The organism is Rhodoglobus vestalii (assembly GCF_006788895.1).
Lineage (GTDB): Bacteria > Actinomycetota > Actinomycetes > Actinomycetales > Microbacteriaceae > Rhodoglobus > Rhodoglobus vestalii.
Genome location: NZ_VFRA01000001.1, coordinates 1,421,715 through 1,442,416, shown reverse-complemented (window position 1 = coordinate 1,442,416; position 20,702 = coordinate 1,421,715). Strand labels below are relative to the sequence as shown.

Here is a 20,702-nt window from a genome sequence, read left to right as displayed (position 1 = left end):
CGGTCTGCTGGCACCCCCAAACGCCGCCGACTGACCGTCAGAGCAACCACATTTACAGGGGGTTCCGGCAACCCCAAAAGGCTGCCAAATCTGCTGTGGGTATGGCACTCTGAAGTGGCCCCACCTTTGAGGCTTTTAGTCGTTTGAAGTGGCCCCACCCTCGACCCACCCGTAGCGTTCTTTTTGTCGACCAAGACGAAGAGAACGGGAACGGGTTTGAAAGAGAGATCGAGAGTGGAACAGTTCGAGCGTATCCGTCGTGATGCGAGAGATAAAGAAATGTCTGTCAGGGAACTGGCCCGTGTCTACGGGGTGCATCGGCGCACTGTGCGTGCCGCGTTGACGGACTCGACACCGCCGCCGCGGAAGGTGCCGGAAAGGATCGCCCCGGCGATGGGACCGTGGTTGGAGATCGTCAGAGCGTGGTTAGTCGCTGACCTGGAGGCACCGCGCAAGCAGCGCCACACGGCCAGACGGGTCTGGCAGCGGCTGGTGGACGAGTATGGGGCGACGGTAGCCGAGTCCACCGTCACTCACGCGGTCGCGAGGATTCGGCGGGAGCTGATCGGCACCCCGGTCAATGTTGCGGTCCCGCAAACCCATGCGCCAGGAGCTGAGGCCGAGGTTGACTTCGGGGAGTTCCAGGCGGTGATCGGCGGCAGCATGGTGAAACTGTTCATGTTCGTGTTGCGCCTGTCATATTCGGGCAGGGCCGTGCATGTGGCGTATGCGAACCAGGCGCAGGAGTCGTTTCTGGATGGCCATAACGTTGCTTTCGAGCGTCTCGGCGGGATCCCGTCGAAAATGATCCGTTACGACAACTTGACTCCAGCGGTGATCCGAGTCGCGCTGGGTCGGGAACGGTTAGAGAATCCACGATTCATTGCCATGAGATCGCATTATGGTTTCGATTCGTTCTTTTGTATCCCGGGAATTGAGGGAGCGCACGAGAAGGGTGGTGTTGAGGGTGAAGTCGGCCGGTTCCGCCGCCGCTGGCTGACCCCGGTCCCGGAGTTTCAGACGTTGGCAGCGTTGAACGAGTTCATGGCTGTCTGCGATGAGAAGGATCAGCACCGGGTGATCTCGGCCCGCCCAGTTACCGTCGGGACGGCCGCTACTGCGGAAGCGCCGGAATTGCTGACGTTGCCCTCGAGTATTTTCGAGGCTGGGCCTACCTCCTCGGTCAAGGTCAACCACAAGGCGGAGGTATGTGTCCGGCAATGCTATTACTCCGTTCCGGTCTCCTACGCAGGCAGGCGGGTCAGCGTCCGTATCGGGGCCGCTCTCGTCGAGGTGTTCGCCGACGGGAAGAGAATCGCAGTTCACGTGCGGGCCGTGCATAAGTATGCGCACGTCCTTGATCTCGATCACTATTTGGAGGTCCTCACCCGCAAACCCGGTGCCATGGCCGGTGCTACCGCCCTGGTCACCGCCCGTGCCAGCGGTGCTTTCACACCCATTCATCAGAAATTCTGGGATAAAGCCCGCCATCAACTCGGTGACGGTGCCGGGACGCGGGCACTGATCGGGGTGCTGTTGCTGGCACGAACGTTGCCAGCTACTGCCGTGATCGAAGCCATGGAAACAGCGATTGCTGCCGCTGACTACGACCCGGACCGTTTGGCCGTCGCCGCCCGCGCGAACGCGGCGTTCGCACCCATTGTTACCCAGTTGCCAGAGGAACTTACCGACAGAGTCGTGCATCTTCCCGAACGCGGAGCACCGTCATTGGCCGGATATGACCAACTGTTAGTGGGTGCCCGATGAGCGCGACAGGAACACGTCCAACGCTGGCCGGTATCAGCGAGCCTGCCGCGGCGGCAGCGATCAGCGCCGCATGCAAAACTCTTTACCTGACGGGGACAGCGAAGATCGCCGCGTCGATGGCGGAGGAAGCGGCACGAGCGCGGCTGTCTCATCAGGGTTACCTGGCCGAGGTGCTGACCTTCGAATGCGACCAGCGCGAGGACCGGCGCCGCGACCGACGAGTGAAAGAAGCCAAGTTCCCACGCCCGAAACGACTCGAAGACCTGGATTTGGCACACATACCCGATCTGCCGCCGGCAACGATGACCCAGCTGGCTGGCGGCTCCTGGATCGATGCCGGTGAACCACTGGTGCTGCTCGGGGATTCCGGCACCGGCAAAACGCATCTACTCATCGGTTTAGGCACTGCTGCCGCGGAACAGGGCCGTCGTGTCCGATATATCACCACCGCTGCGCTGGTCAACGAGCTCGTCGAGGCCGCCGATAACAAGGAGCTGTCCCGGCTGGTCGGTAAATACGCTCGCCTGGACCTGCTGTGTCTTGACGAGGTTGGCTACGTCAAACTCGATACCCACGGGGCGGAGCTGCTGTTCCAGATCATCACGGCTCGAGAGGAACGAGCATCGATTGCGTGCGCCTCAAACGCTAACTTCAGCGAGTGGGGCCAAACCTTCACCGACCCCCGACTGGCCGCAGCCATCGTGGACCGGCTCACCTTCCGCGGCCACATCATCAACACCGGAACCGATTCCTACCGCCTCAAGACCACCAGGCAAGCACAGAAAGGCTAACCCGCCGCGACCAACGGCAACCCAGAAAACCCTACCCGGGGTGGGGCCAAATCAAACGACAAACCCGGGGCCAAATCAACTTGCTATTCCCACTGCTGTGCAGCAAGACCAAAACAGGCACTAGGAAGACAGCAATTAGGGCCCCATTTCGGCACCGTTTCGATGCCGAAAACTGGGCAGTTTTGTTCACCGAAAGGGTGCCAGATGAGAGGTTCAGGAGGCCAAAAAGTGTGCCCCTGCGGTGGGGTGTGGGAGGGCGTTGGTGGGGGTTGGGGTGTCGGAATGGTTCCGAATTCGGGACCAAAATGGTGTTCACAGGCCGCATTTCTGTACCCCGGTTGTGACCCGGTTGTGCTCCAATCTGTCCGTGTTTCTGTCCTCAAAGTTCGAAAGTTGCTCTTCAGTTGTTCGTTTTGGGGAACATTTCGGTTGCGTCCCTGCGAGTGGTGTAATTCCCGGAGTTCGAGCGTCGGATTACCGACGCAGTGAGCCACCGTGCGATGGTCAGTGAGAACCGTTCAAAGTTCCTCACAGAAAGACACAAACACACGATGGCTCTAGACCAGTCTGCCCTGCTTGCGCTCCTCGCGGATCTCAAACTCACACATGTCACTGATCGAATCCGGTTGGCGACCGAAACGCTCTACCAAGAACTCATCAACGCGGAGGCCACCGCCCACATCGGCGCCGACCGATTCGAGCGAAACACCGACCGCACTACCCAGCGCAACGGCACCCGGCCGCGACTGCTGTCGACGACGGCCGGTGACCTCAACCTCAAGATCCCCAAGCTGCGCCAGGGGTCGTTCTTCCCCGCTCTGCTCGAGCAGCGCCGCCGCGTGGACCAGGCCCTGTTCGCCGTCGTAATGGAGGCCTACCTCCACGGCGTCTCGACGCGGAAGGTCGACGATCTAGTCAAGGCACTCGGCGCCGACACGGGTATCTCTAAGTCGGAAGTGTCCCGGATCTGTGCGGATCTCGATGGGGAAGTTGCCGCGTTCCGCGACCGTGATCTGGGCGAGACCGGGTACCCGTATGTGTTCCTCGACGCCACATATTGCAAGGCTCGCGTCAACCACCGTGTCATCTCCCAGGCGATGGTCGTCGCCATCGGCGTGGCCTCCGACGGGCGCCGCGAGGTCCTCGGCTTCGACGTGGGTGACAGCGAGAACGAGGTGTTCTGGACCAGCTTCCTGCGGTCGCTGAAGGCCCGTGGTTTGGACGGGGTGAAGCTCGTCATCTCCGACGCCCATACCGGGTTGAAGAAGGCAATCAGTACCGTTTTCCAAGGCACCAGCTGGCAGCGTTGTCGAGTGCACTTCATGCGAAACGTGCTCTCGATCGTGCCGCGCGCCAGTCAGGAAGTGGTCGCATCGATGATCCGCACCATCTTCGCCCAGCCCGACGCGAAGCACGTCCAGGCACAGTTCGACGAAGTCATCCGGGTACTCACACCGACCCACTCCAAGGTCGCTCAGGTGCTCCTCGACGCCCGCGAGGACATCCTCGCGTTCTGCGGGTTCCCACCCAAACACTGGCGCCAAATCTGGTCCACCAACCCGATAGAACGTGTGAATAAAGAGATCAAGAGACGCACCGACGTCGTCGGCCTGTTCCCGAACCCGGCCGCGCTACTCCGCCTCGCCGGCGCTGTCTTGGTCGAGCAGCACGACGAGTGGGAAGCCGGGTCCCGCCGCTACCTCTCCGAGGCCTCCATGCGCCAGCTAGACGCCTTCAGCCTCGCTCTCACCGACACCGACGCGGGTACGCTCACCGGCGTGATTCACATTCCAGAGCTCACTACGGCATAATCAGAAAACACTGACCTGCACGATGACGGGAAATTACACCACTCAGTGGGACGTGACCGTGCTTTTCGGCTAGTGAGTAGTGCGATGCACTCCGCGGAGTAAATCTCGATGTGTGACGTGTTCGAAGCGAGCTACACGAGACGTCATGAAACTGCGGGCCGCAATTGAAAAACGTATGCCAGGCGAACACTCGCACGGGATATGAACATTTTCGTGCGTATTGCGTTCAGGCGTTCGTTGTGCAAACGTTTCTTCTAAGGGTGTCACGCCGATATCGTGAATTTACCTGTCGCCGAGAGAGATTCCACCGGCACCAAGTAGCCGAAAGGCCGGATCAACGGAGAGTCTGGACTATGAGTCAAGTCGATTTATTTGTGGCTAATAGTTTCGAGCAGCTGTATCTGATTTAACAGAGAGGAATAGTATGGGGTACCACGTAGGTGTTGATATTGGAGGTACGTTTACGGATGCGGTTGCGATTGGAGATGACGGTTCATTACGGACAGCTAAGGCACTGACTACTCCAGGATCCCTGGCTGAGGGGGTTCTTGCGGCGTTGCGGGGTCTTCAAGTGGAAGTCGACGAAATCGACTCGTTTATCCATGGGACAACGGCAGGTCTCAATGCGTTTCTTGAGCGTCGCGGAGCGCGGGTAGCCCTTATCACCACCTCGGGGTTTAGAGACGTGTATGAGATCGGAAGAGCGAATAGGTCTGAGATATACGACCTTCGCTATAGGCCTCCGGTGCCGCTGATCCCACGCCGAGACATTTACGAGGTTGTTGAGCGTTTGGCTGCGGATGGAGCTGTGATCACTGCGCTGGATGAAGATGCTGTGCGCACCTTGGCAAAGAGCCTTAAGGGAGAAGTGGACGCAGTAGCGGTTGCGCTCCTGCACTCATACAAGAACCCGGTGCATGAAGAAGCGATAGCTCGATTGTTCGGCGAGGTAGCTCCATCTGTGGCGGTCATTTGTTCAAACGATATTGCACCAGAGTGGCGTGAGTACGAACGGACGAGCACAACAGCTATCTCGGCGTACATCGCTCCAATTGTGCGCGAGTATCTTCGCGTTCTAGAGGATGCGCTCAAGGCACGCGGATTAAAGTGTGACCTGAGAGTCATGCAGTCAAATGGTGGAGTCATGACTGTCGAGCGTGCGCGCGAGCGCGCGGTACAGACTCTGTTTTCGGGCCCAGTGGGCGGCACCATGGCAGGTGTCGCGGTTGCCTCAGAACTTGGGTTCGAGCGGATGCTTTGCGTTGATATGGGAGGGACATCTTTTGACGTAAGCTTAGTGGTCGATGGTTCCGCTGATATCGAATCGCAGTCAGAACTAGAAGGCCACCCATTACTCGCACCGTCGGTGGCATTGCATACGATCGGCGCAGGCGGGGGGTCTGTTGGACATGTCGTGGCAGGAGCCCTTCGGGTCGGCCCTCGATCTGCTGGCGCGGTACCGGGCCCAGCCTGCTATGGGAATGGTGGCGTCGAACCAACCGTCACTGACGCGAATCTTTTGCTGGGGCGCCTTCCTGATGTGGCACTCCTCGGTGGCAGTCTAAAACTCGACAAAGCGGCCGCGGTGGCAGCCACTCAAACAGTAGGAGAAGCGCTCGGGTTAAGCGTCGAGAGCACGGCGCTCGGTATTATCGCTGTCGCAGATGCCGCCATGGCGAATGCGATTCGAGAGATCACCGTTTCGCGAGGAATCGACCCTCGTGAGTTTGGGTTGCTTGCCTTTGGTGGTGCTGGCCCGTTGCATGCCGTGTCGATCGCCGAAGAACTCGAACTCGAAAAGGTAATCATTCCCGCAAGTCCGGGAGTGCTTTCCGCGTGGGGGATGGTGCACACCGATCTGCGCCATGATTTTGTGCAGACGTTCTTCCACTTAGTCGATCAGCTCGATCCTATGGTTCTGGATAGCGCTTTGGAGGCGATGCTTTACCGAGCACGTGAGACACTTTTGTCGGATGGGGTGCAAGAGTCTGAGATAGTATCGGTCCCGAGCCTTGACATACGTTACCTCGGGCAAGAGTACACGCTGAATATAGACTTTGGGGCGGAGGAGCCTGCAACAGAAGTGCTCACTGTTTTGCACGAACGATTTGACGCAGCGCACCTCGAACGATTTGGACATAACAACCCCGATGAACAGATCGAAGTGATTGCGCTTCGTATGGTCGCGCGCGGCCTCACCGAGCGCCGAAGTATGGCAGCACTTGTCCCCGTGAGTTCAATGGTCGAACTTGGTCGTCAGAACGTCCGTTTCCACGATGAAACCCACGAAACAGTTGTATACGACCGCGCTTCGATTGTGCCAGGTACCGCGTTAAATGGTCCGTTAATTCTCTTGGAGGCGGGGTGCACGGTGCTTGTTCCCCCTAAATGGATGGTGACTTCGTCGGCAAACGGCCATCTCATATTGGAAAGGGTAAGTGAATGAATTTGTCTATGGAAGTAATGAGGCCTGCTAGTGCGCGTCTTGACCCGGTTACTGTTGAGGTGATCCGTAATGCGTTCGACTCGATTGCTGCGCAGATGAATAATAGTCTCGCTCGGTCTGCATACACGCCTATTATTTATGAGATGAAAGACTGTTCGGTGGGTTTGTTCAACGCGGACGGGGAGTTGCTTGGGCAGTCTTCGGGCTTGCCAATATTTCTAGGTGCGCTTGACGTGGCGATTGATGTCACTACCGAACATATTGGTGGGGCGGAGAATTATCGCGAGGGGGATGTCTTTGCGATCAATGATAGCTATCTGGTGGGTAGTCATCTCAATGACATTTCGATCTTCTCGCCGATATTTTATGAAGGTCGGTTGGTGGGGTTTGGGGCGACGAAAGCGCATTGGCTCGATATCGGCGCAAAAGATGCCGGCCAGGCCATGGACTCGACGTCGATTTACCAAGAGGGTTATCGTCTTGGACCCACCTATTTGTACCGGGCTGGTGTGGCTGATCACCAGATGATCGATTTCTTGATGCGAAATAGTCGGTTACCTCGCTCGGTTTGGGGTGACATGCACGCTCAGATTGCTGCCTGCCACACCGGCGAACGCATGTTGAAGCGGCTCTATGAGCGTTTTGGTTCTGCGACAGTAGAGGGTGCTGCTAAGCAGGTGTTTGATCAGTGTGAGCGCCTCGATCGTGAGGCGGTAGCGGCAATTCCGGATGGGATCTATCGCGCAGAAGGGGCACTTGATTCGTGGGGGCCAGCAGGCGGTCCGGTGCCTGTGAAATTGACTGTCACCGTGTCGGGTGACCAGATCGTGCTCGACCTCACCGGATCGAGTCCTCAAACTCCCGGATCAATGAACTGCGGACGTGCACAAACTGTGTCGGCGGCACGATTGGCGTATAAGCTCCTGGTGAATCCCGAAATTCCAGCGACTGCCGGGACGTTTCGCAATGTGTCAGTGGTGACTACACCGCGGACCGTCTTCGATGCGCGGGAACCTGCGGCCTGTCAATTCTATTACCCGCACCTTGGCATGATGGTTGATCTGTTTGTGAAAGCGTTGGCGTCTGCTCTGCCTCACGCAGTAAATGCTGGTCAACCTGCTGACGCGATGAATATTCTGTTTGCTGGATATGACGATAACGGCATACAGTTCTTTTGCAGTGAAGCCACTGGGGTTGGATGGGGAGGGCTCGATGACCTGGACGGGGTGAACGGACGGATGAACTATGGTGGCGGAGACCTGAAGAACTATCCCGTTGAGGTTATTGAGTCTCGTTACCCGCTCCGCGTCACCGGGTATGGGCTTCAGCAAAATTCTGGTGGTGCTGGGGAGTATCGCGGGGGTCTTGGGATATGGCGTTCCTACGAGACTCTCTCGGAACAAACAACGGTTTCCCTGTGGTTTGAACGCTCTAAGCAGCCAGCATGGGGTCTTTTCGGAGGGGAAGACGGTGCCCCAACCGATGTTGTCATCGACCGCGGTGGCGGCGAAGAACATATCTTGAAGGTCAATGCTCTGCCGCTGCCGAAAGGATCGCAAGTGCGGATACAAACAGGCGGCGGTGGTGGCTATGGCGACCCGGGCAAGCGCAACCCTGAAGCCCTCAAGGAAGATCTTCTCAACGGTTACGTCACCGAGAGTCCCGTTCCTTAAACTGACCCAAAGCAGATGCTGGTGTTGTTTCACGGCGAGGTGGTTGAGCAAAGAGATGCGAGACAAGTGGTCACTAAGCCTCGACATGCTTACACCAAGTCTCTCCTATCAAGTTCGCTAAGCATGACCGGATCGCGTAAAACTCTGCTAAATATTGATGCCAGCTGGGACTTCGACAATCCCATCTATCGAGATGTAGGTATTGTATGAGCAAGCCCCTTTTGCACCTCCGAAACGTGGATAAATCCTTCGGTTACGGAGAAAACATAACGGTCGCTGCGAGAGGCGTGAACCGCGAGGTTCAGCCAGGTGAAATCATTGGTTTGGTTGGTGAGTCGGGATCGGGCAAGTCAACAATAGCTAACATCGTGTTGGGTCTCATCGAACCTGATGGTGGCGAGGTAGAGTTTGATGGCACCCCAATCAGCGCGATGCTTGCGCACGGCTCACGTGGATTCAGGCGTCAGGTGTAAGCGGTGTTTCAGCAGCCACTTCTCGCGCTCGACCAACGCCGCTCAGTCGCCTGGTCGGTCGCAGAGCCACTGGTAATTCATAAAATTGGTTCACGCCTTGAACGAGTCGAGCGAGTGGAGAATCTCTTACGATCAGTAGGACTCACACCCGATCTCATGACGAGGTATCCCAGTGAACTCAGCAGACGGCAGCTGCAGCGTATAAACATCGCCCGAGCATTGGCTCTGGAACCTCGGCTGCTGGTCTGTGACGAGGCTGTTTCTGCACTTGATATTTTCTGTGCAGGCGCGGGTGCTGGATCTTTTCTTGGAGATGCAGCAGCGTCTGGGGATTGCAATGCTCTTTATCAGCCACAATACGGCCGTGGTGCGCCATTTCTCCGATTCTATGGTCGTTATGCACCACGGTGATATCGTTGAGGCAGGATCAACTGTTCAAATCTGCGAGAACCCTCAGTCTCGTTACACAAGACAGCTGATCGAATCATGGCTCGAGCCAATCGTTTTAGGCGGGTGAATATTAGGTACTCGTAATGATGGACTCTCATCGCCAACACCAGAATGGAAGGCTATTTTCAATGGAACAAGCAACAAGCACCGTTACCGATTCAACGAACACCTCACTATTTGACCCGGATCAGCTGGCAATTTGGGACGCACAAAAAGCAATGTACAGTTCGTTCCTCAAGGGAGACTCTTCTGAAATTGACAATCATATTCATGCCAAAGCTACGGTCTGGGATGCGGTGACGGAGAAACTAGCGAGAGGAATTGATGACCTTAATGAGATTCGTGCAACTCGACCCGTCGGTGCAAGCAAACCGGTGGTGACTCGAATGGAAGTCAGCGAACCAGTAATTGATGTCTCGGGAACATTGGCAGTTAGCCGCCATTTCCTCCGTGTTGACACGACCAATTCCGACGGATCAAATCGAGAGCTCATGCGCGTAAGTCAGGGCTGGCGCCAAGTTGAAGGAAAGTGGTTGATTATCCATGCGCATGAAGATCTTTTCTCAATTGAGGAAAGATAGTTGTTGAGTAAACGGAAAGGACTAGAATGACTATAGATTTTGAGGCACGACGGGCGAAGCTTGATGCGGAACTTGATGCTGCAGACATCGACGTCTTATTTCTTCCTGCATCGCAAACTGACCTAGAATATTTCACTGGCTTAGGTCGAGGAATTCCCTCGTTTGGGAATATTGGCTACACGAATCATTGGATCTCGGGAGCTTTCTTTTCTGCGGGGAAAGACCCACTGTTTGTATTGACGCGTCATCATCAAGAATTTCATTTACCTGACGGCGTGATTGGGGACATTGTCACCGCTACTGAGTCCGATGACGGCGAGGAAGTATTTGCTCGCGCGTTTGATGCGTTTAGTTCTCGCGCCAGCCGCATTGCTGTCGGCGGCACACCAAACGCCGATTCTTGCGGCCATGAATCTAATGCCCAAGAACGCATCGCGGTGAGCGGGCGAACATGGTCCGAGACTACGTTGAATCTGCGACGTTATCGTCCAGAAGCCGAGCTTCTCGTCGCTGATGATATTCTGAATCGGATCCGCAGGATCAAGGATACTCACGAAATTGAGTTCATGCGCCAGGCGGCGCAGATGGTCGACCAAGTCATGGCTGCAGTCAGTGACCATGTAGTTGCGGGTATTACCGAGCTAGAACTGGCCTCGGAAATTGATCTGCGAATTCGTCAACTTGGTTCACCCTCGTCATCATTCGACACCGCGGTTTGGGCGATGGGCCCGGGGCTTGATCGGGATGCGAGTGAGCGTCTTTCCACAAGGGCTCTTTCTGTAGGAGCCGGCGTAAATTTTGACTTCGGCGCGATAGTCGAAGGATACTGTTCGGATTTCGGTCGAACAGTCCACATAGGGCAACCTAACGCTGAGTACGAGAAGGTCTACGAGATCGTAATGGCTGCCCAAGAAGCTGGCCGTAAGGCGGCGGTACCGGGAGCCACTGGCGGGGATGTTCACCGAGCAACACGATCAGTTATCGATGAATCGGGCTACGGAGATTGGTTCCGCCACCGTACAGGGCATTGCATTGGAAAAGATGTGCACGAACTGCCATACATTTCTGAAGAGGACGAAACGCCGCTTGAGCCGGGAATGATGTTTACCATCGAACCTAGCGTTTTCTACCCTGGACGAGTTGGCGTGCGTGTGGAAGACGTTTTCTTGCTCTCTGATTCTGGTGAGACTGTCAAGATCAATGAGTTGGGTAACGAGATGCGCGTCAACGACTAGCCAAAGTAAAGCCTGAACCCGGGGCTGGCAATCGAGAGGCGGAACGTCGAATCCTGAGGCCTACACCGGACTTGCGCTGGAGCTAGTGCTGTGGATGGTGACTTCGTCCGGAATTTGTCAAGGTGAATGAGGCCAGGGTGAGTTTAGGCGGCTAGTTTTGCTTCTGGTTTCGGGATGGGTTTATTGATCCATGCCGCGTCGGGGATTGAGAGGATCTTTGGATCCACTTGGGTGCTGAACCGTTCGGGGTACTTCTGGCGGGCAGCGGCCAGGGTGATGGAGCGTTCGGTCGCTTTGGTGGTGGCGAGCCCGTAGTGGACATCTGCCGGTGTATTCAACCCGATGCCACTGTGGAGGTGGGTGTGGTTGTAGTCCTCGACGAAGCCGGCCATGAAGGTTCTCGCGTCAGCCAGGGAGCCGAAGCGTTCAGGGAACACGGGAGCGAACTTCAAGGTTTTGGGTATGGCACTCTGAAGTGGCCCCACCTTTGAGGCTTTTAGTCGTTTGAAGTGGCCCCACCCTCGACCCACCCGTAGCGTTCTTTTTGTCGACCAAGACGAAGAGAACGGGAACGGGTTTGAAAGAGAGATCGAGAGTGGAACAGTTCGAGCGTATCCGTCGTGATGCGAGAGATAAAGAAATGTCTGTCAGGGAACTGGCCCGTGTATACGGGGTGCATCGGCGCACTGTGCGTGCCGCGTTGACGGACTCGACACCGCCGCCGCGGAAGGTGCCGGAAAGGATCGCCCCGGCGATGGGACCGTGGTTGGAGATCGTCAGAGCGTGGTTAGTCGCTGACCTGGAGGCACCGCGCAAGCAGCGCCACACGGCCAGACGGGTCTGGCAGCGGCTGGTGGACGAGTATGGGGCGACGGTAGCCGAGTCCACCGTCACTCACGCGGTCGCGAAGATTCGGCGGGAGCTGATCGGCACCCCGGTCAATGTTGCGGTCCCGCAAACCCATGCGCCAGGAGCTGAGGCCGAGGTTGACTTCGGGGAGTTCCAGGCGCTGATCGGCGGCAGCATGGTGAAACTGTTCATGTTCGTGTTGCGCCTGTCATATTCGGGCAGGGCCGTGCATGTGGCGTATGCGAACCAGGCGCAGGAGTCGTTTCTGGATGGCCATAACGTTGCTTTCGAGCGTCTCGGCGGGATCCCGTCGAAAATGATCCGTTACGACAACTTGACTCCAGCGGTGATCCGAGTCGCGCTGGGTCGGGAACGGTTAGAGAATCCACGATTCATTGCCATGAGATCGCATTATGGTTTCGATTCGTTCTTTTGTATCCCCGGTATCGAGGGAGCGCACGAGAAGGGTTGTGTTTCGTCAAGTTTAAGTAGGCCATTTCGGCGCTAAGAATCAGGCCGCCTGGGCGCGTTTTTAGTCCATTTGAGCAGTTGGCTATTTCATGAGGGCATTTTTGACTCGGTAGGACTCGCCGCGGAATTGCAGCAGCCGTCCGTGGTGCACTAGCCGGTCGATGATGGCGGCGGCCATGTTGTCGTCTCCGAATACGGCTCCCCATCGGGAAAATTCTAAGTTCGTGGTGATGATCAGGCTGCGTCGTTCATAGCCGTCCGCGATGACTTGGAACAAGAGTCGCGCTCCTTCGGTATCGATTGGCAGGTAGCCCAGTTCATCGATTGCCAAGAGCTGGTTCTTGGCCAGGGACGCAAGCTCTTTGTCCAGCCGATCTTCGTCCTTGGCCCGCCGCAGCATCATGACCAGGGATTAGGTGGTGAAGAATCTGGCTTGGATGCCTTGCCGGCAGGCGGCTGCTACCAGGGCGGAGGCCATGTGGGTTTTGCCGGTGCCGACGTCGCCGTAAAGCACGAGGTCCTGGGCCCGGTCGATGAAGTCCAGGGATTCGAGGGCCTCTCGGCCGTAGTCTTCGGGGAACCGGACACTGCTGTAATCGAATCCTGTGAGTGTTTTCAGGGCCGGCAGGCGAGCGGATTTCAGCAGGCGCTGGCGGCGTGATTCCTGCCGGGATTCGTGTTCGGCCAACAGAACCCCGTGGAGGTATTCGCGTTGTTTCGGGGTGCCTTTCTCGGCCCATTCACTCAGCACGCTGCCGGTCAGCGCAGCATGCTTACCGGCTTCGATAATGTCTTGAATGGTGATCGGATTCATGCGGGTTCTCCTGTGCTCGTGTTCAGCGTGGTGAAGGTGTCATAGACACTCAAGTCCACGTTGGCGGCGGTCGGTTCGGTGCCATCGGCCAGGCGGCGGGCGAGCATGCCCACCATGCTATGTCGGGGGCGTCCCCGCGCCGCAGCAAGGTGTCTGCGGCGTGCACCGCAGCGTCGAAGCCGGCAGAGCCCGACGCGGCGTCAACAGCGTTGAATAACCGGCGCCGATCAGTGGCCGTTGCCTGATCCAGCCAGTCACGCACCATCTCCGGCACCAGAGGCCGCAGCAGGGAATGCGACCACGCTCCGGGCTTAGTCACCAACAACGGCACCAGGGAGGCGGGGTCGAAGATCGTCTCTGTTTGCTGCCCAAAAACTCGAGGGAAGGACCTCACCGGTGCGGCGTGTTCATCGAGGATCTGCACCACGTCGTGACGCAACCCCACGGTGAGGCGGCGGCTGTGGAAGGAGGGGCCCGCGGCATACGTGTTCCCGTCAATGAGTACGTTGCCAGTCTTGTCGGCCTTCCTCGACTCGTAGCGGACCGGATCAAACCCGACCCCTGGCAGCTGAAGAGACGCGGCCACGTCGTGGGCGAACAGTTCACTCACCGGCAGGCCCTTGCGATAATGTGTGGTGCGCGCCAGCGCGTCGCACCGCGCCATTAACACCGCGTTCAGACCGACCAGGCTCGCGGCCTCAGGTTCAGGGACCATCAGGTTGCGGCGCAGGAACCCAACAGCATTCTCCACATTGCCTTTTTCAGGTTGCGTCCCTGCGAGTGGTGTAATTCCCGGAGTTCGAGCGTCGGATTACCGACGCAGTGAGCCACCGTGCGATGGTCAGTGAGAACCGTTCAAAGTTCCTCACAGAAAGACACAAACACACGATGGCTCTAGACCAGTCTGCCCTGCTTGCGCTCCTCGCGGATCTCAAACTCACACATGTCACTGATCGAATCCGGTTGGCGACCGAAACGCTCTACCAAGAACTCATCAACGCGGAGGCCACCGCCCACATCGGCGCCGACCGATTCGAGCGAAACACCGACCGCACTACCCAGCGCAACGGCACCCGGCCGCGACTGCTGTCGACGACGGCCGGTGACCTCAACCTCAAGATCCCCAAGCTGCGCCAGGGGTCGTTCTTCCCCGCTCTGCTCGAGCAGCGCCGCCGCGTGGACCAGGCCCTGTTCGCCGTCGTAATGGAGGCCTACCTCCACGGCGTCTCGACGCGGAAGGTCGACGATCTAGTCAAGGCACTCGGCGCCGACACGGGTATCTCTAAGTCGGAAGTGTCCCGGATCTGTGCGGATCTCGATGGGGAAGTTGCCGCGTTCCGCGACCGTGATCTGGGCGAGACCGGGTACCCGTATGTGTTCCTCGACGCCACATATTGCAAGGCTCGCGTCAACCACCGTGTCATCTCCCAGGCGATGGTCGTCGCCATCGGCGTGGCCTCCGACGGGCGCCGCGAGGTCCTCGGCTTCGACGTGGGTGACAGCGAGAACGAGGTGTTCTGGACCAGCTTCCTGCGGTCGCTGAAGGCCCGTGGTTTGGACGGGGTGAAGCTCGTCATCTCCGACGCCCATACCGGGTTGAAGAAGGCAATCAGTACCGTTTTCCAAGGCACCAGCTGGCAGCGTTGTCGAGTGCACTTCATGCGAAACGTGCTCTCGATCGTGCCGCGCGCCAGTCAGGAAGTGGTCGCATCGATGATCCGCACCATCTTCGCCCAGCCCGACGCGAAGCACGTCCAGGCACAGTTCGACGAAGTCATCCGGGTACTCACACCGACCCACTCCAAGGTCGCTCAGGTGCTCCTCGACGCCCGCGAGGACATCCTCGCGTTCTGCGGGTTCCCACCCAAACACTGGCGCCAAATCTGGTCCACCAACCCGCGCAGGTTCACGCGGTCAGCGCAACACCTCGATGATTGAAGGATGCTGATTGATGTGACTAGAAGATATTCTGAGCGGATGCTGGGCGATGTTGTCCACAGATTGTGGGATTTGAAACAGACAGGGCTGGCAGGGGACGCAATCGGGCTGAAGATCGGGTGGAGTACGGCTGCGGTGCATGCTCATATCCGTGAGTATGGTGGTGTGCGACCGCGGTGGGGACATCAATTGCAGGGCCGGTCCCTGTCAATGAGTGAGCGCGAGAGGATCCTGGAGCTTAAGGGTCAGCATGGTGTGCGGGAGATCGCACGCCGCTTGGGGCGGTCACCATCGACGATCTCGCGGGAGCTGAGACGAGACTGTGGAGTCAACGGGTATCGGGCCACTCGCGCCCACGCACTCGCATTCGAGCTGGCCAGACGCCCTAAGGGCTCGCGCGATAATTAACCCAGTTTTGGCCTGAAAGTTCTTTAGGCTTGTGCTATGTCTGAGATTACGGAGTTGGCAGGGTTCGATACGGCGTTCGCGACCGCGTTGGCGGGAGTGCTGGTCGAGGTGGGACCCATTCTGGACGAGCGGCAGAAGCGGGTGTTGGCCGGGGCGGGTGCCCGGCAGCTGGGCCATGGCGGGATCAAGCTGGTCGCGGCAGCGACCGGGGTGTCGGCAGATACGGTCGGGCGGGGCGCGAAGGAGCTGGAAGCGGGGCTGGTCACTGATGGTCGGGTGCGGATGAAGGGTGCGGGCCGTCCGACGCTGGAGCAGAAGGACCCACTGGTGTGGGAGGCGTTGAACGCGTTGGTGGATCCGGTAACCCGCGGGGATCCGATGTCGCCGCTGCGGTGGACGACGAAGTCGACCGTGAAGCTGGCAGACACGCTCACCTCGCAAGGTCACCAGGTGGGGCCCAAGACGGTGGCCAGGCTCTTGAAGGATCACGGATACAGTCTGCAGGCCAACGCGAAAAAGCTTGAGGGGCGCCAGCATCCCGACCGCGACGCCCAGTTCATCTACCTGAACGAGCAGGTCACTGCGTTCTTGGACGCTGGGCTGCCGGTGATCTCGGTCGACACGAAGAAGAAAGAGAACATTGGGAGGTACTCCAATGGCGGTGCGGAGTACTCTCCTCAGGGTGAACCGGAGACAACCAACACTTACGACTTCATCGGAGAGGCCGGCAAGGCGGTGCCCTACGGGGTCTATGACGTGGGCGCGAACAGCGGCTGGGTCAACGTCGGCTCCGATGCCGACACCGGAGTGTTCGCGGTCGAGTCCATCCGCCGCTGGTGGACCAAAATCGGCCATCCCGGCTACCCAGAAGCAACGAAACTGGGCTGCTACGGGGATTTCGGACAGCGGAATTAGTGGATTCTTCTACGCTGCCAGGGCTGGCTGTTGATAACCATAGTGGACTTCGTTGGGCCGTCGATAATCGAGCGCTGAGTGCCGCCTGCGACTGTTGTAAAATCCCTCGATATAGCGGATGATGTCGCTGCGAGCCTGCGTCTTGGTCGCGTAAACGGTCCGATACACGCGCTCATTCTTGAGCATCGAGAAGAAACTTTCCGCCATGCTGTTATCCCAACAGACGCCGGTGCGGCCCATAGATGAGCGCATGCCCAGACTGGTCACCAGGGCCCGGTAGACGGCTGAGGTGTAGACGCTTCCGCGATCGGAGTGCCAAATGGCGTCAGGCGCGATCAGGGTCGTTGCCGCGGCATTCTTGAGAGCGTCCTCGACGAGTTCGGTACGCATGTGATCGGCAATGGACCAGCCAACGACTTTCTTCGAGTAGCAGTCGATGACCGTGGCCAGGTAGACGAACCCCTGCCAGGTGTGGATATACGTGATGTCTCCGATGAATTTCATCCCCGGACGATCCGCGGTGAAGTCGCGTTTGACAAGGTCGGGCACGTTTGCTGCGGCCAACGCGTCGGCCTCCGTCGTGACCCGGAATGGCCGTGGTTGGCAGGCTACGAGGCCTTCCTGGCGCATCAGCTGCCGGACGAGTTCGGGGGAACACTGCGTCTGCTCGGCGGTCAGGTCCGCGTGGATTCGCCGATACCCGTAAGTGCCGTCAGACTCCTCAAAATAGTGTCGGATCCGCGCCAAGAGGGTTTCCCGGCGGGCCGACGTCGCCGATTGCGGGCGCGTCAGCCAGTGGTAGAAACCAGAGGTTGACACCTCCAACCAGCGACACATATTCACCACAGGATTCCGGTTGTTGGGCTCAGCTTTTTGGGAGTCGATGAATTCGTACTTGCTCACTACCGCTGCTCCCGCGCGAAGTAAGCGGCCGCTTTTTTCAAAAATTGGGTCTCAGCCTTGAGCTCCTGATTTTCCCGCTCGAGTACTTTGAGACGGGCACGCTCGGGGACGGTCAGCTCCGTCTCGGTGCCACCATTCGCTTCGCGATACTTGATCAGCCAGTTGCGCAATGTTTCGTGGCCGACCCCGTAGGACTCGGCCACGTCCCTGATCGGCTTCGAGGTGCTGATCACCTCCCGACACAACTCATCTCTGAACTCCTGGGTAAATTTCCGGCGTGCTGTGGTCATGCTGATCTCTACTTTCAGTGAACCCCCATTTTAAGAGGGCCCACTGTCCGAAATATCCGCAGCACACCAGAACTACCATGGCAGTCGCCGGTCGAGCTCCCGCGCGAAGAACGAGGACGCCGCCAACAAAATCTCATTGGCACGCTTGAGCTCACGGTTCTCCGCCTCGAGTTGCTTGATCCGAATTGCATCGCACGTGGTGGTTCCGGGCCTTTCGCCCGCGTCGATGGCGGCCTGCTTGCACCAGCCACGCAACGTGTCAGGATTGACTCCGACACGCTGCCCGATCCGGATCACCGCCGCGTTCAACGACAACTCCGAATCTTCCTTTCTGGCCTCGGCAACAAGCCGCATCGCACGCTCACGAAGCTCCGGTGGATACTTCCTCAGTGCTGGCATGATCATCATCCTCTCCGGGAATCAGACCCTCCACCAAACCCGGGGCGATTCATGTCGCCTCGCGGCCATCGGAATCTTACCCTCCATACAGGCAAGCTTCGCGCTCAAAGTATGTGAGGCACCAACCACACTCACGCGCTCAAAGAAACTGAGGCACGTCGATTCATTGACCATCTTGTCAACGTCTCAGTAGTATTAGATAAAGAGGGAAGGGATCGCATACAGGTAGGAGCCGATCTCTGTTGCTATACTGATACTGCAATTCCACCTCGCTCTCACTCAGTCGCTTTGGTCAGTCCGCTATCTTCGCTGTCATCCTTCAGGGGTCGTAGTTTGTGGCGCACGCATTCCGGCAGAGATAGTGGATTCCTTCCGCGACTTGAGGGCAAGTATCCACAAGGGAAAGGCATAAATGCTTAGCGAGAAAGTACGAGAACTGGCGACGGGCGGCAATTTCGCGTCATTCACGACGCTCAAAGTGGATGGCCAGCCGTGCGCACAGGTTATGTGGGTCGATTGCGACGACGAGAACATCATCATAAACACGGAGGTGCACCGCGCGAAATTCAAGAATGTCCAGCGGGATCCTCGCGTCGTTGTGCTGATAATTGACAAGGACAACGCCTACGAGTACGCGGAGATCCGCGGGACGGTAATCGAGGTCGTGCATGGACACGAGGCACGAACTCACATCGATAAGCTCGCGTGGCGGTACTTCAACCGTCCATACTTGCCAGAAATAATCGAATCTGAGCGTGTCATCCTGAAAATCAAACCGCTCTAGAGTAATCACAGAATTCCACTCTTAGTCATTGAGTTTGTCGAAGTTTCCCAATACAGCACGCTCTTGATCGCCCGAGTGCCTAGGCTCGCGCCGATCGTAACCTGTGACACTGCTTCTCTCCGCACCCGCAGATTCACCGTTATTACGTGAATAATTGATTAGGCCATTAAGGAGCCATTGTGCACCGAGAACTAAGGGGAACGTCTCTTAAGGCGACAAAGAGTCCACGATGTGACAATTCTGATACACATTTAAAATGATCAAATACCAACCGTTTCTAGCGTCGTTGACGAATTATCGGGTTGCGTCTAGGGTAGTGGTGTAGTTCGCTCGGTTTTCGAGCGTCAGATCGTCGACGTGATGAGCCACCGTTGGCTGGTCAGTGAGCAACGACTAAATCACTCACGAAGGGCAAGTTCATATGGTCTGGTGTGCTGCGGATATTTCGGACAGTGGGCCCTCTTAAAATGGGGGTTCACTGAAAGTAGAGATCTGCATGACCACAGCACGCCGGAAATTTACCCAGGAGTTCAGAGATGAGTTGTGTCGGGAGGTGATCAGCACCTCGAAGCCGATCAGGGACGTGGCCGAGTCCTACGGGGTCGGCCACGAAACATTGCGCAACTGGCTGATCAAGTATCGCGAAGCGAATGGTGGCACCGAGACGGAGCTGACCGTCCCCGAGCGTGCCCGTCTCAAAGTACTCGAGCGGGAAAATCAGGAGCTCAAGGCTGAGACCCAATTTTTGAAAAAAGCGGCCGCTTACTTCGCGCGGGAGCAGCGGTAGTGAGCAAGTACGAATTCATCGACTCCCAAAAAGCTGAGCCCAACAACCGGAATCCTGTGGTGAATATGTGTCGCTGGTTGGAGGTGTCAACCTCTGGTTTCTACCACTGGCTGACGCGCCCGCAATCGGCGACGTCGGCCCGCCGGGAAACCCTCTTGGCGCGGATCCGACACTATTTTGAGGAGTCTGACGGCACTTACGGGTATCGGCGAATCCACGCGGACCTGACCGCCGAGCAGACGCAGTGTTCCCCCGAACTCGTCCGGCAGCTGATGCGCCAGGAAGGCCTCGTAGCCTGCCAACCACGGCCATTCCGGGTCACGACGGAGGCCGACGCGTTGGCCGCAGCAAACGTGCCCGACCTTGTCAAACGCGACTTCACCGCGGATCGTCCGGGGATGAAATTCATCGGAGACATCACGTATATCCACACCTGGCAGGGGTTCGTCTACCTGGCCACGGTCATCGACTGCTACTCGAAGAAAGTCGTTGGCTGGTCCATTGCCGATCACATGCGTACCGAACTCGTCGAGGACGCTCTCAAGAATGCCGCGGCAACGACCCTGATCGCGCCTGACGCCATTTGGCACTCCGATCGCGGAAGCGTCTACACCTCAGCCGTCTACCGGGCCCTGGTGACCAGTCTGGGCATGCGCTCATCTATGGGCCGCACCGGCGTCTGTTGGGATAACAGCATGGCGGAAAGTTTCTTCTCGATGCTCAAGAATGAGCGCGTGTATCGGACCGTTTACGCGACCAAGACGCAGGCTCGCAGCGACATCATCCGCTATATCGAGGGATTTTACAACAGTCGCAGGCGGCACTCAGCGCTCGATTATCGACGGCCCAACGAAGTCCACTATGGTTATCAACAGCCAGCCCTGGCAGCGTAGAAGAATCCACTAATTCCGCTGTCC

General features: G+C 57.7%; 16 protein-coding genes and 4 pseudogenes. 15 read left to right on the top strand and 5 right to left on the bottom strand.

Going from position 1 to position 20,702, the window contains the following annotated elements; all coding sequences use genetic code 11:
* Positions 1-234: 234 nt before the first annotated feature.
* The 9 genes and pseudogenes from istA (FB472_RS06965) to FB472_RS06925 all read left to right on the top strand — a co-directional run bounded on the left by istA (FB472_RS06965) (position 235) and on the right by FB472_RS06925 (position 11,227).
* The gene (istA, locus tag FB472_RS06965; protein ID WP_141990287.1) at positions 235-1,767 is read left to right on the top strand and encodes an IS21 family transposase; all 1,533 of its coding nucleotides are present in this window, start codon (positions 235-237) and stop codon (positions 1,765-1,767) included.
* Positions 1,764-2,558 (top strand): IS21-like element helper ATPase IstB, encoded by a 795-nt coding sequence (gene istB, locus FB472_RS06960; RefSeq protein ID WP_141990274.1) that lies wholly within the window; start codon positions 1,764-1,766, stop codon positions 2,556-2,558. Before istA (FB472_RS06965) ends, istB (FB472_RS06960) begins: the two co-directional genes overlap by 4 nt.
* Before the next feature lie 551 nt (positions 2,559-3,109).
* Positions 3,110-4,369: an IS256 family transposase gene (locus tag FB472_RS06955; RefSeq protein WP_246078121.1), complete on the top strand. Its 1,260-nt coding sequence runs from the start codon at positions 3,110-3,112 to the stop codon at positions 4,367-4,369.
* A 424-nt stretch (positions 4,370-4,793) separates the two neighbouring features.
* Positions 4,794-6,815 (top strand): hydantoinase/oxoprolinase family protein, encoded by a 2,022-nt coding sequence (locus tag FB472_RS06950; RefSeq protein ID WP_141990286.1) that lies wholly within the window; start codon positions 4,794-4,796, stop codon positions 6,813-6,815.
* Complete coding sequence (locus FB472_RS06945; protein WP_342775545.1) at positions 6,812-8,488, top strand: hydantoinase B/oxoprolinase family protein; 1,677 nt, start codon at positions 6,812-6,814, stop codon at positions 8,486-8,488. The genes FB472_RS06950 and FB472_RS06945 overlap by 4 nt, the downstream gene beginning before the upstream one ends.
* A gap of 206 nt (positions 8,489-8,694) precedes the next feature.
* Positions 8,695-9,162, top strand: a pseudogene (locus FB472_RS14380) (ATP-binding cassette domain-containing protein); the annotation flags it as partial.
* 46 nt (positions 9,163-9,208) lie between these two features.
* Positions 9,209-9,478 carry a hypothetical protein gene (locus tag FB472_RS14375; protein WP_246078305.1) on the top strand — a complete coding sequence of 90 codons (270 nt, stop codon included), beginning with the start codon at positions 9,209-9,211 and terminating at the stop codon, positions 9,476-9,478.
* Between the two features lie 61 nt (positions 9,479-9,539).
* On the top strand, positions 9,540-9,992 hold the full coding sequence (locus FB472_RS06930; RefSeq protein ID WP_170192047.1) for a Cif family virulence factor: 453 nt from the start codon (positions 9,540-9,542) through the stop codon (positions 9,990-9,992).
* Positions 9,993-10,018: 26 nt separating this feature from the next.
* Positions 10,019-11,227, top strand: a complete 1,209-nt coding sequence (locus FB472_RS06925; RefSeq protein ID WP_141990282.1) for a M24 family metallopeptidase — start codon at positions 10,019-10,021, stop codon at positions 11,225-11,227.
* A gap of 143 nt (positions 11,228-11,370) precedes the next feature.
* On the opposite strand, the pseudogene FB472_RS06920 reads toward FB472_RS06925, so the two are convergent.
* A pseudogene (locus FB472_RS06920) lies at positions 11,371-11,688 on the bottom strand (integrase core domain-containing protein); the annotation flags it as partial.
* 134 nt (positions 11,689-11,822) lie between these two features.
* On the opposite strand from FB472_RS06920, the gene istA (FB472_RS06915) reads away from it, so the two are divergent.
* Complete coding sequence (istA, locus tag FB472_RS06915) at positions 11,823-12,584, top strand: IS21 family transposase (protein WP_246078120.1); 762 nt, start codon at positions 11,823-11,825, stop codon at positions 12,582-12,584.
* Between the two features lie 45 nt (positions 12,585-12,629).
* On the opposite strand, the pseudogene istB (FB472_RS06910) reads toward istA (FB472_RS06915), so the two are convergent.
* Positions 12,630-13,361, bottom strand: a pseudogene (istB, locus tag FB472_RS06910) (IS21-like element helper ATPase IstB).
* A gap of 49 nt (positions 13,362-13,410) precedes the next feature.
* Entirely contained in the window at positions 13,411-14,112 is a 702-nt protein-coding gene (locus tag FB472_RS06905) for a Mu transposase domain-containing protein (RefSeq protein ID WP_141990280.1), read from the bottom strand.
* A 137-nt stretch (positions 14,113-14,249) separates the two neighbouring features.
* Between FB472_RS06905 and FB472_RS06900 the strand changes: the two are divergent.
* The 3 genes and pseudogenes from FB472_RS06900 to FB472_RS06890 all read left to right on the top strand — a co-directional run.
* A pseudogene (locus FB472_RS06900) lies at positions 14,250-15,260 on the top strand (IS256 family transposase); the annotation flags it as partial.
* Positions 15,261-15,302: 42 nt separating this feature from the next.
* Positions 15,303-15,707: a helix-turn-helix domain-containing protein gene (locus FB472_RS14665; protein WP_141990279.1), complete on the top strand. Its 405-nt coding sequence runs from the start codon at positions 15,303-15,305 to the stop codon at positions 15,705-15,707.
* 36 nt (positions 15,708-15,743) lie between these two features.
* Positions 15,744-16,622, top strand: coding sequence for an ISAzo13 family transposase (locus tag FB472_RS06890; RefSeq protein ID WP_141990278.1), 879 nt, complete (start codon positions 15,744-15,746; stop codon positions 16,620-16,622).
* A gap of 9 nt (positions 16,623-16,631) precedes the next feature.
* On the opposite strand, the gene FB472_RS06885 is transcribed toward FB472_RS06890, so the two are convergent.
* A protein-coding gene (locus tag FB472_RS06885; protein WP_141990257.1) for an IS3 family transposase occupies positions 16,632-17,815 on the bottom strand; the annotation gives its coding sequence in 2 pieces (ribosomal slippage) (positions 16,632-17,557 and positions 17,557-17,815; 1,185 coding nt in all).
* A gap of 72 nt (positions 17,816-17,887) precedes the next feature.
* A complete protein-coding gene (locus FB472_RS06880) occupies positions 17,888-18,214 on the bottom strand; it encodes a transposase (RefSeq protein WP_170192044.1) in 327 nt (108 codons plus the stop codon).
* A gap of 412 nt (positions 18,215-18,626) precedes the next feature.
* On the opposite strand from FB472_RS06880, the gene FB472_RS06875 reads away from it, so the two are divergent.
* Complete coding sequence (locus tag FB472_RS06875) at positions 18,627-18,998, top strand: TIGR03618 family F420-dependent PPOX class oxidoreductase (RefSeq protein ID WP_141990276.1); 372 nt, start codon at positions 18,627-18,629, stop codon at positions 18,996-18,998.
* Positions 18,999-19,494: 496 nt separating this feature from the next.
* Positions 19,495-20,678, top strand: a protein-coding gene (locus tag FB472_RS06870; RefSeq protein WP_141990257.1) for an IS3 family transposase whose coding sequence is annotated in 2 segments (ribosomal slippage) — positions 19,495-19,753 and positions 19,753-20,678 — 1,185 coding nt in all. Because the reading frame shifts where the segments join, the coding sequence is not laid out codon by codon here.
* Positions 20,679-20,702: the final 24 nt, after the last annotated feature.

What these genes read in the sequence shown, in the direction of transcription:
- istB (WP_141990274.1), top strand. Translation starts at nt 1,764, where the DNA reads ATGAGCGCGACAGGAACACGTCCAACGCTGGCCGGTATCAGCGAGCCT.
- FB472_RS06955 (WP_246078121.1), top strand. Translation starts at nt 3,110, where the DNA reads ATGGCTCTAGACCAGTCTGCCCTGCTTGCGCTCCTCGCGGATCTCAAA.
- FB472_RS06950 (WP_141990286.1), top strand. Translation starts at nt 4,794, where the DNA reads ATGGGGTACCACGTAGGTGTTGATATTGGAGGTACGTTTACGGATGCG.
- FB472_RS06945 (WP_342775545.1), top strand. Translation starts at nt 6,812, where the DNA reads ATGAATTTGTCTATGGAAGTAATGAGGCCTGCTAGTGCGCGTCTTGAC.
- FB472_RS06930 (WP_170192047.1), top strand. Translation starts at nt 9,540, where the DNA reads ATGGAACAAGCAACAAGCACCGTTACCGATTCAACGAACACCTCACTA.
- FB472_RS06925 (WP_141990282.1), top strand. Translation starts at nt 10,019, where the DNA reads ATGACTATAGATTTTGAGGCACGACGGGCGAAGCTTGATGCGGAACTT.
- FB472_RS14665 (WP_141990279.1), top strand. Translation starts at nt 15,303, where the DNA reads ATGCTGATTGATGTGACTAGAAGATATTCTGAGCGGATGCTGGGCGAT.
- FB472_RS06890 (WP_141990278.1), top strand. Translation starts at nt 15,744, where the DNA reads ATGTCTGAGATTACGGAGTTGGCAGGGTTCGATACGGCGTTCGCGACC.
- FB472_RS06880 (WP_170192044.1), bottom strand. Translation starts at nt 18,214, where the DNA reads ATGCCAGCACTGAGGAAGTATCCACCGGAGCTTCGTGAGCGTGCGATG.
- FB472_RS06875 (WP_141990276.1), top strand. Translation starts at nt 18,627, where the DNA reads ATGCTTAGCGAGAAAGTACGAGAACTGGCGACGGGCGGCAATTTCGCG.